General features: G+C 58.4%; 12 protein-coding genes. 8 read left to right on the plus strand and 4 right to left on the minus strand.

Annotated elements, in window-relative coordinates:
• Window positions 1-62 precede the first annotated feature (62 nt).
• The 7 genes from AC1RL4_RS17220 to AC1RL4_RS17250 all read left to right on the plus strand — a co-directional run bounded on the left by AC1RL4_RS17220 (window position 63) and on the right by AC1RL4_RS17250 (window position 7,073).
• The gene (locus AC1RL4_RS17220; protein ID WP_028938804.1) at window positions 63-626 is read left to right on the plus strand and encodes a rhomboid family intramembrane serine protease; all 564 of its coding nucleotides are present in this window, start codon (window positions 63-65) and stop codon (window positions 624-626) included.
• 71 nt (window positions 627-697) lie between these two features.
• Complete coding sequence (locus AC1RL4_RS17225; protein WP_096479468.1) at window positions 698-1,732, plus strand: ion channel; 1,035 nt, start codon at window positions 698-700, stop codon at window positions 1,730-1,732.
• The gene (locus AC1RL4_RS17230) at window positions 1,719-2,393 is read left to right on the plus strand and encodes a DUF2491 family protein (protein WP_019581405.1); all 675 of its coding nucleotides are present in this window, start codon (window positions 1,719-1,721) and stop codon (window positions 2,391-2,393) included. The genes AC1RL4_RS17225 and AC1RL4_RS17230 overlap by 14 nt, the downstream gene beginning before the upstream one ends.
• A 14-nt stretch (window positions 2,394-2,407) precedes the next feature.
• The gene (locus AC1RL4_RS17235; RefSeq protein ID WP_018925663.1) at window positions 2,408-2,836 is read left to right on the plus strand and encodes a DUF350 domain-containing protein; all 429 of its coding nucleotides are present in this window, start codon (window positions 2,408-2,410) and stop codon (window positions 2,834-2,836) included.
• 19 nt (window positions 2,837-2,855) lie between these two features.
• Window positions 2,856-3,584, plus strand: coding sequence for a DUF1190 domain-containing protein (locus tag AC1RL4_RS17240; protein WP_019581406.1), 729 nt, complete (start codon window positions 2,856-2,858; stop codon window positions 3,582-3,584).
• Between the two features lie 12 nt (window positions 3,585-3,596).
• Entirely contained in the window at window positions 3,597-4,754 is a 1,158-nt protein-coding gene (locus AC1RL4_RS17245; protein ID WP_493119784.1) for a glutathionylspermidine synthase family protein, read from the plus strand.
• 120 nt (window positions 4,755-4,874) lie between these two features.
• Window positions 4,875-7,073, plus strand: coding sequence for an OsmC domain/YcaO domain-containing protein (locus AC1RL4_RS17250; RefSeq protein ID WP_230173037.1), 2,199 nt, complete (start codon window positions 4,875-4,877; stop codon window positions 7,071-7,073).
• 173 nt (window positions 7,074-7,246) lie between these two features.
• On the opposite strand, the gene AC1RL4_RS17255 is transcribed toward AC1RL4_RS17250, so the two are convergent.
• The gene (locus AC1RL4_RS17255) at window positions 7,247-7,768 is read right to left on the minus strand and encodes a single-stranded DNA-binding protein (RefSeq protein WP_007933689.1); all 522 of its coding nucleotides are present in this window, start codon (window positions 7,766-7,768) and stop codon (window positions 7,247-7,249) included.
• A gap of 9 nt (window positions 7,769-7,777) precedes the next feature.
• Window positions 7,778-9,175, minus strand: coding sequence for an MFS transporter (locus AC1RL4_RS17260; RefSeq protein ID WP_019650831.1), 1,398 nt, complete (start codon window positions 9,173-9,175; stop codon window positions 7,778-7,780).
• A 191-nt stretch (window positions 9,176-9,366) separates the two neighbouring features.
• On the opposite strand from AC1RL4_RS17260, the gene uvrA reads away from it, so the two are divergent.
• On the plus strand, window positions 9,367-12,201 hold the full coding sequence (gene uvrA / locus AC1RL4_RS17265; protein ID WP_007933691.1) for an excinuclease ABC subunit UvrA: 2,835 nt from the start codon (window positions 9,367-9,369) through the stop codon (window positions 12,199-12,201).
• Window positions 12,202-12,274: 73 nt separating this feature from the next.
• Here the strand turns inward: uvrA and bfr are convergent, their stop codons facing one another.
• Complete coding sequence (bfr, locus tag AC1RL4_RS17270; RefSeq protein WP_230173034.1) at window positions 12,275-12,739, minus strand: bacterioferritin; 465 nt, start codon at window positions 12,737-12,739, stop codon at window positions 12,275-12,277.
• A gap of 150 nt (window positions 12,740-12,889) precedes the next feature.
• Window positions 12,890-14,344, minus strand: a complete 1,455-nt coding sequence (locus AC1RL4_RS17275; RefSeq protein ID WP_018925656.1) for a catalase — start codon at window positions 14,342-14,344, stop codon at window positions 12,890-12,892.
• Between the last annotated feature and the right edge of the window lie 67 nt (window positions 14,345-14,411).

The following is a 14,411-nucleotide window of genomic DNA, read 5'->3' on the forward strand; positions in this document are numbered from 1 at the left end:
CTATCTCTTAACTGGCAGGCATTAATTGATCGCCCTTCTTTACTGCCGAGTCGAGGTCAAGGATGGATGCCCTGAAGGGTTTCAAGACAATCGCTGGCCTGGCCATCTTCATGGTTGCGCTGCAACTGCTCAATGTGGCGACCGGCTACAGCCTTAACGCCTTCGGCCTGGTTCCGAGAACCCTGCACGGACTGGTCGGCATCATCACCTCGCCTTTCTTGCACACATCCTTTGCGCACCTGAGTGCCAACCTGATTGCCTTTTTGATCCTCGGTACCCTGGTCATCGTCGAAGGGCTCAACCGGTTCATGGCCGTCAGCGCTATCATCATTTTGCTGGGCGGTTCGCTGATCTGGCTGTTCGGTTTTGCCGGCGTGCATATCGGTGCCAGCGGCTGGGTGTTCGGGCTGTGGGCGTATCTTCTTTCGCGCGCCTGGTTCCAGAGGAGCTGGAGCAACCTGATAACGGCCAGTGTCGTGGCCCTGCTCTATGGTGGGCTGATTGTTGGCTTCCTTCCGCGCCGGGGCATTTCCTTCGAAGGGCATATTTTTGGTGCAATCGGCGGTTTTATTGCAGCCAAGGTACTGTTATCTACGCCGCGCAGCAGGTTTAATGCCGCCCGGTAACCGCACTCGAGCACTCAGATGCCCGAGCGATTACGTCGCCAGGAATGAGCCCCCAAGGAGTCAGGGATGTAATGTCGATTTTCCTTTTATTGCGCGCGTACGCTGCGTCCTTCTTCCATCGCTTCGGCTGGGCCGGCCTGGCCATTGCGTTGGGCGTACACCTGAGCACGGCCTGGCTCGGCCTGGCGTTTCTGGGCGAACAACACCTCATCGCTCCCGCCACGTTCACCTACTTCTATCTCACCACTACGCTCACCGTCGGCTACGGCGATCTTGCGCCACAGACAGCCGCGGGACGGATTTTCGTGGCCACCTGGGTCATGCTCGGGGGCATTGCGCTGCTGACGGCAGCCATCGGCAAAACCACCAGCAGTGTCATCGATGTATGGAGAAAAGGCATGAAGGGCAAAGGCGATTTCACCGGCAAGGTCGGCCATACCGTTCTCATCGGCTGGGAAGGCGCGTCCAGCGAGCGGGTTATTGAGTTGCTGCTGCAGGACGAAACGTCCAATGACAACCTGATCGTCATTTGCGATTGCGACCTCGAAGAAAACCCCATGCCGGGCAAGGCGGCCTTTATCAAAGGTGAAAGCCTGTCATCTGCCGCGCTTTTGCTGCGTGCCGGCGTGCCTGGCGCCGAACGCGTACTGGTGCGTACCCATTCAGATGATCTGACCCTGGCCACCGTTCTGGCGGTCAATCAACTGAGCCCGGCCGGGCATGTGGTCGCCCACTTCAATGAAAGTGAAATCGCCGCGCTCGCCAGCGCCTACGCGCCCAGCCTGGAATGCACCTCAAGCATGGCCATCGAGATGTTGGTGCGCGCCTCTCAGGATCCGGGCTCGTCAGTGGTCATCAATGAATTGCTGTGCGTGGGCCAAGGCGCCACCCAATACCTGATGAGACTGCCCGAAACCTTTGAAGCAACGTTCGGCGATCTGTATGCACAGATGAAAGAACGCCATAACGCGACCCTTATCGGCTACCGCGCCAAAGGCGCCCGACAGCCTTCGATCAACCCGCCCGGCGCCACTCGCGTCAAGGGCGGCGAACTCTTCTACATCGCCTCTACTCGCCTCAAGGAAATCTCCAATGGGATGGTTTAAACAGTTGCTGGGGCTTGAGGCCCCGAACGCGAATACCGAATCGAAATGGACAGCCAGCGGAACCTCGCCTGTCGCCGGGCCTCTGGGCCTGGCATTTGGCAAAGGGGTTATGTTCGACACCACCCTGAAGCTGTTGCTCGACGGCAACACCAACGTGATCATCCCTGGCTCCCAACAGATCTGGAGCGCCGGCACCGTTGATCTCGGGCAGTCGAACTGGCTGTCGCGCTATTACATGAACGACGAGGATTACTGGCTGCAAGTGCACACCACCGGCGACATTGCCGGACAGGTCGAGTCGGTGATCCTGTTCAACTACCTCAGTTACGTCACCATCAACAGTGAAGCGGAGCTGCGGCGGCTGGCCGGTCCTCAAAGCCTGATCGGCCTGCCGACCTACACCCTAAACGGGGTCGAATACACCCGCGAATGGGGCACCGAGAACGGCCAGACCGAACTGGTGCCGTTGAGCGAACACCTGAAGAATCCGGATGAGACCTACAGCATCGGGCACCGTTCGATGTTGTACGCCCGCGAAACCGGCCTGACCGATCGCCGGGAATTCCTGCTGTTTTCCGTCGAAGAAGACGCCGAAGGCACCATCAGCTTGAGCACTTCGCTGGGTATTTCGCTGTACACCACCGACCTGAACACTTTTTAAAAAGGAAGAAGTCCATGCTTGAAGCGCTCTCTATCTCCCTGAACAAAGCCGCCGTACTCGGGTTTGTTTTGTACATCCTCGGCGCTGCCGTGCTGTTCGCGCTGTTCCAGTTCATCTACACCCGAATCACACCGCACCGGGAATTCGAATTGATCCGTGCGGGCAACGTTGCAGCCGCCATCGCCCTGGGCGGTGCCATCATCGGATTCGCCATTCCGGCCAGCAATGTGATCGCCTACTCGATCAGCATTCTGGACTTCGTCGTCTGGGCGGTGATCGCCGCTTTCGTACAACTGCTGGCGTTCCTGGTAACCAGCCTGGTGCTCAAAGGCGCCTCTGAACGCATCAAGAACGGCGAAATCGCTGCGGGTATCTATGTCGCGGCAGTGGCCATCAGCGTCGGCATGTTGAACGCCGCGTGCATGACCCCTTCCCAGAACTGATTACGCCACGGAGATTGCGATGAAACGAAGCAAGTACGTTCAGCTCTCGCTGGCGGCATCGGTCGCCATGGCCATATCAGGCTGCGGGCCGACGGAAAAAACCTACGAGATACACAAAAAGTACAATTTCCAGTCCGTTCAGCAGTGCGCCGATGAAAAGCTCCCGGTCGACATCTGTTCTGACGCCTATATGAAGGCCATGGCCCAGCATCGAAGCATTGCGCCGGTGTACGACAACCAGGCTGATTGCGACGCCGACTTTGTCGCCGACTGGTGCCAGCAGGATTCCGCCGGCAAATTCATCCCCAAGCTCGGCGGCTTCGAACTGAGTGCCGATGGCGAGGTGACGCAGTCCGAAGTGGACGCGGCCAAGGCTAAATTGCCCGCATCGGAAGCCAATGCCGCAGGGTCGGGCTTCTCCGGCAGTAGCCTGCTGACGGGACTGTTGATCGGCAACATGCTCAGCAACAACCGCAACAGTTACTACTCCGAGCCGGTCTACCGCTATCGCGATGATCGCGGTGACTACTCGTCCTCGACACTCAGTCAGCGGGTATCGTCAGGTTCAACCTTCAACAGGTCCAATCAGGCGCGGTACGGCAGCAGTGGCAGTTACACCGACACCATCACCCGCAGCAAGCCAGTGTCCGTTGCATCATCCACTTCCCGCGGCGGCTTCGGCAGCCAGGCCAGCGCACGCAGTGGCTGGGGTGGATCAGGCAAGAGCTTTGGCGGTTCAAGCAGCTAAGGGAACAAGGCCATGAAGAAAATCCTCTGCGCAGAGCGTCATGACTGGAAACAGACCGCCGAAAGTCTCGGCTTTCTGTTCCATACCATCGACGACGAACCCTATTGGGACGAGAGCGCGTACTACCAGTTCACGCTCAAGCAGATCGAGAACGACCTCGAAGACCCGACCACCGAAGTTCATGAGATGTGCATGGACCTGGTGGCGCGAGTGGTGCAAAGCGAAGAGTTGCTGGAGCGCCTGAGCATCCCCGCGCCGTTCTTCGACATGGTTCGCACTTCATGGCTCGAAGGCCACCCGCACCTGTATGGGCGCATGGACTTCTCCTACAACGGCAGCGGGCCCGCCAAGTTGCTGGAACTCAACTACGACACGCCGACCAGCCTGTATGAGGCCGCGGCGTTTCAGTGGGGCTGGCTGGAGCAATGCATCGAACGCGGCTTGCTGCCCAGGCACGCCGACCAGCTCAACAGCATCGACACCAAGCTGCATCAGGCTTTTGCCCAACTGCAGCTCAAACAGCCCTTCTATTTCGCCTCGATGAAAGACTCGGTCGAAGACAAGGGCACCACCGACTACCTGCGCCTGGTCGCGGAAAAGGTCGGCATCGAATCGCGGCACATCGATATCGAGGACATTGGCCTCACCAGTGACGGACGTTTCGTTGACCTCGAAGATCGCTGGATCCCTCACCTGTTCAAACTGCATGCCTGGGAGTTCATCTTCCACGAACCCTTCGGCACAGCGATTGCGCAGAGCGATACGCAGTTTTTCGAACCACCCTGGAAATCCATCATCTCCAACAAGGGCATCCTGCCGCTGCTGTGGGAGTTCAACCAAGGTCACCCGAACCTGCTCGCGGCGCATCTGGACTCCGATCCGAGTAAAGCGGTGCCCAAAGGTTGGGTCCGCAAGCCGTTCTTCTCACGGGAAGGCGCAAACATTGAGCTGCAAACCGCTGAGGGTCTGATCGTAAAAGAGGACGGCCCCTACACTGATGCGCCGTTTATCCTTCAGGAGTTTGCCCCGCTGCCGAAATTTGGCGACAGCTACACGCTGATCGGCTCCTGGGTAATCGGGGATCAGGCAGCCGGTATCGGCGTGCGTGAGGACAACAGCTTGATTACCAAGGATTCGAGCCGGTTCTTGCCGCATCTGATACTCGACTGAGCCCTCCATCGCCCACTAAAAAGGACTGGTGTCGACATATCGTCAGACACCTACAAGACTTACTGCGCAAATGCCGGATAATGGCGGCCATTCGTTTAGCCGTTATTCTGGTAATCCCCCATGGAAATCAAGGTCAACTTTCTCGACAACCTGCGACTTGAAGCCAAGTTCGATGACTTCACGGTGGTGGCCGATCAACCTATCCGCTACAAGGGCGATGGCTCGGCACCGGGTCCGTTCGACTACTTCCTGGCTTCGTCGGCGCTGTGTGCGGCGTATTTTGTAAAGTTGTACTGCAACACACGCAATATCCCCACGGACAACATCCGCCTGTCGCAGAACAATATTGTTGACCCTGAAAACCGCTACAACCAGATTTTCAAGATCCAGGTCGAGTTGCCGGCGGACATCTCCGACAAGGACCGCCAGGGCATCCTGCGTTCCATCGACCGTTGCACCGTGAAAAAAGTGGTGCAAGCCGGGCCTGAGTTTGTGATCGAAGAGGTGGACAACCTCGACGCCGATGCCCAGGCGTTGTTGATGCCTGCTTCCAACTCAGGGGCGAGCACCTATATTGCCGGCAAGGATCTGCCGCTGGAGCAAACCATCGGCAATATGTCGGCCATTCTGGCGGACCTGGGCATGAAGATTGAAATCGCCTCGTGGCGCAATATCGTGCCCAATGTGTGGTCGCTGCATATCCGCGATGCGCACTCCCCGATGTGCTTTACCAACGGCAAGGGTGCGACCAAGGAAGGCGCGTTGGCGTCGGCGTTGGGCGAGTTTATCGAGCGACTCAACTGCAACTTCTTCTACAACGACCAATTCTGGGGCGAAGACATCGCCGACGCAGCGTTTGTGCACTACCCGGACGAACGCTGGTTCAAGCCTGGCCGTAAAGATGCACTGCCGACCGAAATCCTCGACGAGTACTGCCTGAAGATTTACAACCGCGACGGCGAGCTGCGTGGTTCCCATCTGATCGATACCAACTCGGGCAATGAAGAGCGCGGCATCTGCTCGCTGCCGTACGTGCGCCAGTCCGACGGCGAGGTGGTGTATTTCCCATCCAACCTGATTGAAAACCTGTTCCTGAGCAACGGCATGAGTGCCGGTAACACGCTGGCCGAAGCCCAGGTGCAGTGCCTGTCGGAGATCTTCGAGCGCGCGGTAAAACGCGAAATCATCGAAGGTGAATTTGCCCTGCCGGATGTGCCGGCTCACGTGCTGGCGAAGTACCCTGGAATACTGGCCGGGATTCAGGCACTGGAAGAGCAAGGGTTCCCGGTGCTGGTGAAGGATGCGTCCCTGGGAGGTGAATTCCCGGTGATGTGCGTCACGTTGATGAACCCGCGTACCGGCGGGGTGTTCGCCTCGTTCGGCGCGCACCCGAGCCTGGAAGTGGCGCTGGAACGCAGCCTGACCGAATTGCTCCAGGGCCGCAGCTTCGAAGGCCTCAACGACCTGCCCCAGCCGACGTTTGAAGGTCATGCGGTGACCGAGCCGAATAACTTCGTCGAGCACTTTATCGACTCCAGCGGCGTGGTGTCGTGGCGCTTCTTCAGCTCAAAATCGGATTACGAATTCGTGGAGTGGGACTTCTCCGGCCAGGGTGAAAACTCGAATGCCGAGGAAGCCGCGACCTTGTTCGGCATTCTCGAAGGCATGGGCAAAGAAGTGTACATGGCGGTCTACGAGCATATCGGTGCAACGGCCTGCCGCATCCTGGTGCCAGACTATTCGGAAATTTATCCAGTAGACGATCTGATCTGGGATAACACCAACAAAGCGCTGTTCTTCCGCGCCGACATCCTGAACCTGCATCGCCTGGACGAAGAGGAACTGCAAGCACTGGTTGAGCGCCTGGTGGAAAGTGAGCTGGACGACTACACCGACATCACCACCTTGATCGGCATCGAATTTGACGACAATACCGCTTGGGGTCAGCTGACGATCCTGGAGTTGAAGCTGCTGATTTATCTCGCCCTACAGCAATTTGAAGAGGCGAAAGAGGCGGTGGAAATGTTCCTGCAGTACAACGACAACACGGTTGAGCGCGGCTTGTTCTATCAGGCCGTGAATGTGGTGCTGGAGATGAAACTGGACGAAGACCTGGAACTGGAAGACTACGAGGCCAACTTCCGCCGGATGTTTGGCAACGAGCGGATGGATGCAGCGATCGGATCGGTGGACGGCAGCGTGCGCTTCCATGGCTTGACGCCGACCAGCATGAAGCTGGAGGGGCTCGATAGACACTTGCGCCTGATCGACAGCTACAAAAAACTGCACATGGCGCGGGCCAACATGACCGCTCTGTAGGAGCCGGCTTGCTGGCGATCCAGGCGCCGCGGTTAACCAGACAAACCGAGTTATCGTTCATCGCCAGCAAGCCGGCTCCTACAATCTGGTGCGCAAAAGAAAACCCCCGACCAGTCGAGAGGACTGATCGGGGGTTCCAGACCTAAACTTTACAAAATAGTCTTAGGTAGGAATTAGAACGGAATATCGTCATCAAAGCTGTCGAAATCCGGAGCCGGTTGCGGTGCGGCCTGCGGAGGAGCCGGGCGCGACTGTTGCGGTGCCGACTGCTGCGGACGCGGAGCCTGCTGGCGTGGGGCTGGAGCGGATTGCTGGTAGTTATTGCCCCCGCCTTGTTGGTCACCCTGTTGTGGACGGCCGCCCAGCAGTTGCATGGTGCCTTGCATGTCGACCACGATTTCAGTGGTGTAACGCTTGATACCGTCTTTTTCCCACTCGCGGGTCTGCAGCTTGCCTTCGATGTAGACCTGCGAACCTTTACGCAGGTATTCGCCGGCGATTTCGGCCACTTTGCCGAACATCGAAACACGGTGCCATTCGGTCTTCTCGACCTTCTGACCGGTTTGCTTGTCGGTCCACTGTTCGCTGGTCGCCAGACTCAGGTTGGTCACGGCGTTACCGTTAGGCAAGTAGCGAACTTCGGGATCCTGGCCGCAAGTGCCGACCAATATGACTTTGTTAACCCCACGGGCCATAACGTTCTCCTAGGCTACGCACGCTGCCTCGGCCGGGTTGTTCACCAGGCGCTCAAGGGTCGTGCGATCCAATAGTTCTGTGTCCAATTTGATGTAAATCGCCGCTTCATCAGCAACGATCACCGCATCTGTTACCCCTACGACGGCCTTCAGGCGCTCAACCAGACCCGCTTCGCGGATCGCCTCGGGCGACAACGGCAAGCGCAGGCTCGTGACGTAAGGTGGTTCGCGCATGGTAACAGCAAAGGCCAGCCAAAGTGCAGCCAGCCCGGCACATCCCAGGAACACAACCGACAAACCGCCGTGCTGAAACAGCCAGCCGCCGAGGATCCCGCCCAGTGCCGAACCGAGGAACTGACTGGTGGAATAAACCCCCATCGCCGTGCCTTTGCCGCCTGCCGGTGAAACCTTGCTGATCAGCGACGGCAAGGACGCTTCCAGCAGATTGAACGCGGTGAAAAACACCACCGTGCCGATTACCAGAGCCCGCAAGCTGTCGCCGAACTGCCAGAAGAATAGCTCAGTGAGCATCAGCGTCAGCACCGCGCCCAATAAAACTCGTTTCATTTTGCGTTTCTTCTCGCCGTAGATAATGAACGGGATCATGGCGAAGAAAGAAATCAGCAGCGCAGCGAGGTACACCCACCAGTGCTGCTCCTTGGGCAAACCGGCTTTTTCGACCAGCGCCAGGGGCAATGCAACGAAGCTCGACATCAACATCGCGTGCAACACAAAAATGCCCAGGTCCAGGCGCAGCAGGTCCGGGTGCTTGAGCGTCGGTATCAGCGCTTGACGCGCGACACCGGACTCGCGGTGCTGCAATGGCCCGGTGGCGCGCGGCACCATGAACATCACGATGACGATACCAAGCAGCGCCATGCCGCCGGTGGCGAAGAACAGCCCCGAGAGGCCGAAGGCACGGGTCAGCAATGGCCCTACCACCATGGCGATCGCGAACGACAGACCGATCGTCATGCCGATCATGGCCATGGCTTTGGTCCGATGCTGTTCCCGGGTCAGGTCCGACAGCAACGCCATGACCGCCGCGGAAATCGCCCCGGCGCCCTGCAGGATGCGTCCGGCGATAACGCCCCAGATCGAATCGGCATTGGCCGCCAGCACACTCCCCAGGGCGAAAACGATCAGCCCCAGGTAAATCACTGGACGTCGACCGATGCGGTCGGAAATGAAGCCAAAGGGAATCTGAAAAATCGCCTGGGTCAGGCCGTAAGCGCCAATCGCCAACCCGATGAGGGCCGGGGTCGCGCCCGCCAGGTCCATCCCATAGGTCGCCAGCACCGGCAACACCATGAACATGCCAAGCATACGGAAGGCGAACACCAGGGCCAGACCGCTTGCTGCGCGGGTCTCACTGCCACTCATGCGTTCGCTGTGGGGATCGTGCATGGAAAAACCTCATGTGAACCGGCGGCGATTCTACCAGTCCCATCGATTGACGGGGTATATCGCGACGCTATGACGCGTACAGATGACGCAATCTTCACGCAAGGCTGCGCGCCCCTCATTTGATAGTGTGCATCCATCCAGTATTTGGCCGTATACTCCTACGTTTTCGACGCCCGCCGAGCGAGGCCACTTTGGACAAGATCCTGATTCGTGGGGCCCGAACCCACAACCTGAAGAACATCGACCTGACCCTGCCACGGGACAAACTGATCGTCATCACCGGCCTGTCCGGATCCGGCAAGTCGTCCCTGGCCTTCGACACGCTGTACGCCGAAGGCCAGCGCCGCTATGTCGAATCGCTGTCGGCCTACGCCCGGCAATTCCTGTCGATGATGGAAAAACCTGACGTCGACACCATCGAAGGTCTGTCGCCAGCGATCTCCATCGAACAGAAGTCGACCTCGCACAACCCGCGCTCGACGGTTGGCACCATTACCGAAATCTACGATTACCTGCGCCTGCTCTACGCTCGCGTCGGTATTCCGCGCTGCCCGGACCACGACATTCCGCTGGAAGCCCAGACCGTCAGCCAGATGGTCGACCTGGTGCTGGCGCAACCGGAGGGCAGCAAACTGATGCTGCTGGCCCCTGTGATCCGCGAGCGCAAGGGCGAACACCTTTCGGTATTCGAAGAGCTGCGGGCCCAGGGTTTTGTGCGGGCCCGGGTCAACGGCAAACTCTGTGAGCTGGACGAGTTGCCGAAGCTGGATAAACAGAAGAAGCACTCGATCGATGTCGTGGTCGACCGCTTCAAGGTCCGCGCCGATCTGCAACAACGCCTGGCCGAATCGTTCGAGACCGCGCTGAAACTGGCGGACGGCATCGCTCTCGTGGCGCCAATGGACGACGAGCCCGGCGAAGAAATCATCTTCTCCGCACGCTTTGCCTGTCCGATCTGCGGCCACGCCATCAGCGAGCTGGAACCCAAGCTGTTTTCCTTCAACAACCCAGCCGGCGCCTGCCCGACCTGTGATGGCCTGGGGGTTAAACAGTTCTTCGACACCAAACGATTGGTGAACAGTGAACTGACCCTGGCCGAAGGCGCGATCCGCGGCTGGGACCGGCGAAACGTCTATTACTTCCAGATGCTTGGCTCGCTGGCCGCCCACTACAAGTTCAGCCTCGAAGTGCCGTTCAACGAACTGCCGGCCGATCAGCAGAAATTCATCCTGCATGGTAGCGGCTCGCAGAATGTCGACTTCAAGTACCTGAACGACCGCGGCGATATCGTCAAACGTTCGCACCCGTTCGAAGGCATCGTGCCGAACCTGGAACGTCGCTACCGCGAAACCGAATCGGCTTCGGTCCGTGAAGAACTGGCCAAGTTCCTCAGCACCCAGCCTTGCCCGGATTGCCGTGGCACCCGTCTGCGTCGCGAGGCGCGACACGTTTGGGTTGGCGAGAAGACCTTGCCGGCGGTGACCAACTTGCCGATCGGCGATGCCTGCGAATACTTCGGCGTGCTGAAGCTGACCGGCCGCCGTGGCGAAATTGCCGACAAGATCCTCAAAGAAATCCGAGAACGCCTGCAGTTTCTGGTCAACGTAGGCCTGGACTATCTGTCACTGGATCGCAGTGCCGACACGCTGTCCGGCGGTGAGGCCCAGCGCATTCGCCTGGCCAGTCAGATTGGCGCCGGCCTGGTGGGGGTTCTGTACATCCTCGATGAACCGTCAATTGGCCTGCACCAGCGGGACAACGACCGATTGCTCGGCACCCTCAAGCACCTGCGGGACATCGGCAACACGGTAATCGTGGTCGAGCACGACGAAGACGCGATTCGTCTGGCCGACTATGTAGTGGATATCGGCCCGGGCGCGGGTGTGCACGGTGGACATATCGTTGCCGAAGGTACGCCAGACGAAGTCATGGCTCACCCTGACTCTCTGACTGGCAAGTATTTGTCGGGCCGAGTGAAGATCGCCGTTCCAGCCAAACGCACACCCCGTAACAAGAAGCTGTCGCTGTCCCTCAAGGGTGCTCGCGGCAACAATCTGCGCAATGTCGACCTGGAGATTCCAATCGGTCTGCTGACTTGCGTGACCGGCGTGTCCGGCTCGGGCAAATCGACGCTGATCAACAACACGTTGTTTCCCTTGAGCGCTACCGCACTCAACGGGGCAACGACCCTGGAAGCGGCGGCTCACGACAGCATCAAGGGCCTTGAGCACCTGGATAAAGTCGTCGACATCGATCAGAGCCCGATCGGTCGCACGCCGCGCTCCAACCCGGCGACCTACACCGGGTTGTTCACACCAATTCGCGAGTTGTTCGCCGGCGTACCGGAATCCCGCTCCCGCGGTTACGGGCCAGGGCGTTTCTCCTTCAACGTGAAGGGCGGACGCTGTGAAGCCTGCCAGGGCGATGGCCTGATCAAAGTGGAAATGCACTTCCTGCCGGACATCTATGTCCCGTGCGACGTCTGCAAGAGCAAGCGCTACAACCGCGAAACCCTTGAGATCAAGTACAAGGGCAAGAGCATCCACGAAACCCTCGAGATGACCATCGAGGAAGCCCGGGTGTTCTTCGACGCGGTTCCAGCCTTGGCGCGCAAGCTTCAGACGCTGATGGACGTAGGCCTTTCGTACATCAAGCTGGGACAATCGGCGACGACGCTGTCGGGCGGTGAGGCCCAGCGGGTGAAACTATCCCGCGAGCTGTCCAAGCGCGATACCGGCAAGACCCTGTATATCCTCGATGAGCCGACTACCGGTCTGCACTTTGCAGATATCCAGCAACTGCTCGATGTTTTGCATCGCTTGCGCGACCATGGCAATACCGTGGTGGTGATCGAACACAACCTGGATGTGATCAAGACTGCCGACTGGTTGGTGGACCTGGGGCCGGAAGGCGGCTCCAAGGGCGGCCAGATCATTGCCGTCGGCACACCGGAAGACGTGTCCGAGATGAAGCAGTCTCACACTGGCTACTACCTCAAACCACTGCTGGCTCGCGACAAGGCCTGAATCAGGCCCATGAAAAAGCCCCTGTCACATTATCGGTGACAGGGGCTTTTTTGTGCGTCGTCGGCCTAAAAAATCAGAACTGCGATTGCAGGTAATTCTCCAGTCCGATCAACTTGATCAAACCCAGCTGTTTCTCCAGCCAATAGGTGTGATCTTCCTCGGTGTCGTTCAGCTGAATGCGCAGGATCTCGCGGGTGACATAGTCCTTGTGCTGCTCGCAAAGCTCGATGCCTTTGCACAGAGCTGCACGAACTTTATATTCCAGACGCAGGTCAGCGGCGAGCATATCCGGCACCGTGGTGCCGACATCGAGATCGTCCGGACGCATGCGCGGCGTACCTTCGAGCATCAGGATCCGACGCATCAGCGCATCAGCGTGCTGAGCCTCTTCTTCCATCTCGTGGTTGATACGTTCGTAGAGCTCGGTGAACCCCCAGTCCTCGTACATCCGCGAATGGATGAAATATTGATCACGCGCTGCCAGTTCGCCTGTCAGCAACGTGTTGAGGTAATCGATTACGTCTGGGTGACCTTGCATCGCCCTACATCTCCCTGCTTGAAAGGCTGTAGTTTGAACCAACCTGACCTGAAGGTCACTCGCCCGTCGCAATAAAAGCGAAGATATTCTGAGAAAATGGGTTCAAATAACGCAAAAAACCGCCCTAATGAGGGCGGTTCTGCTTCTCGTTTAGACTTCGTTAAGCTGTACGCCCAACGCCTTCGCGATGCCTTCTCCATAAGCCGGATCGGCCTTGAAGAAATGCTGCAGCTGACGATCAACCACGTCGCCGGAAACCCCAGCCATCGCACCGGCAATGTTGTTGATCAGCAGCGCTTTCTGCTCATCGTTCATCAGACGGAACAGCGCACCCGCGTGGCTGTAGTAGTCGGTATCCTCACGATGATCGTAGCGGTCAGCCGCACCGCTCAAGGCCAAGGCAGGTTCCGCGTAGTGCGGTGCCTGTTTCGGTGATTCAACGTAGCTGTTCGGCTCGTAGTTCGGCGCCGCACCACCATTACTGCCAAACGCCATCGAACCATCGCGCTGGTAAGTGTTGACCGGACTGCGAGGTGCATTCACTGGCAGCTGCTGGTGATTGGTGCCCACACGATAGCGGTGAGCATCCGCGTAAGCGAACACACGCCCCTGCAGCATGCGATCAGGTGACAGGCCGACGCCTGGGACCATGTTGCTCGGACCGAACGCGGCCTGCTCGACTTCAGCGAAGTAGTTCAGCGGATTGCGGTTGAGCTCAAGCTCGCCCACTTCGATCAACGGAAACTCTTTCTGCGACCAGGTCTTGGTCACGTCAAACGGGTTCTCGTAGTGAGCCGAGGCCTGAGCCTCGGTCATGATCTGAATGTTGACACTCCATTTCGGGAAGTCACCGCGCTCAATGGCGCCGAACAGGTCACGTTGTGCGTAATCCGGATCGGTGCCGGCCAGGCGCGCCGCTTCTGCCGGAGCGAGGTTCTTGATCCCTTGCTTGGTTTTATAATGCCACTTCACCCAATGACGCTCGCCATTGGCGTTGATCAAGCTGTAGGTGTGGCTGCCGAAACCGTGCATGTGACGGTAACCGTCAGGGATGCCGCGGTCCGAAAACAGGATAGTGACCTGGTGCAGCGCCTCAGGCGAATGCGACCAGAAATCCCACATCATCTGCGCGCTTTTCAGGTTGCTTTGCGGCAGACGCTTCTGGGTGTGGATAAAGTCAGGGAATTTCAGCGGATCACGGATGAAGAACACCGGCGTGTTGTTACCGACGATGTCCCAGTTGCCTTCCTCGGTGTAGAACTTCAGGGCAAAACCGCGTGGATCACGCTCGGTGTCAGCCGAGCCGCGCTCGCCACCCACTGTGGAGAACCGCAGGAAGGTCGGGGTTTGTTTGCCAACAGACTCAAACAGCTTGGCGCTGGAGTATTGAGTGATATCGCGAGTCACAGTGAACGTGCCGTAAGCACCCGAGCCTTTGGCGTGTACGCGACGCTCCGGGATGTTTTCACGATTGAAGTGGGCAAGCTTCTCGATCAGGTGGAAATCGTCGAGCAGCAGAGGGCCACGAGGGCCGGCGGAGCGGGAATTCTGGTTGTCGGCGACAGGAGCGCCGCTGGCGGTCGTAAGTGTTTTGTTTTGGCTCATGCGATCTCTTCCTCTGTCAGTCTTGAACTGCCGGCTAAATCGGCTTGGTGGGAAGTATTGATCATCA

The sequence above is a fragment of the Pseudomonas sp. GW822-FHT07A10 genome (genome assembly GCF_058798795.1).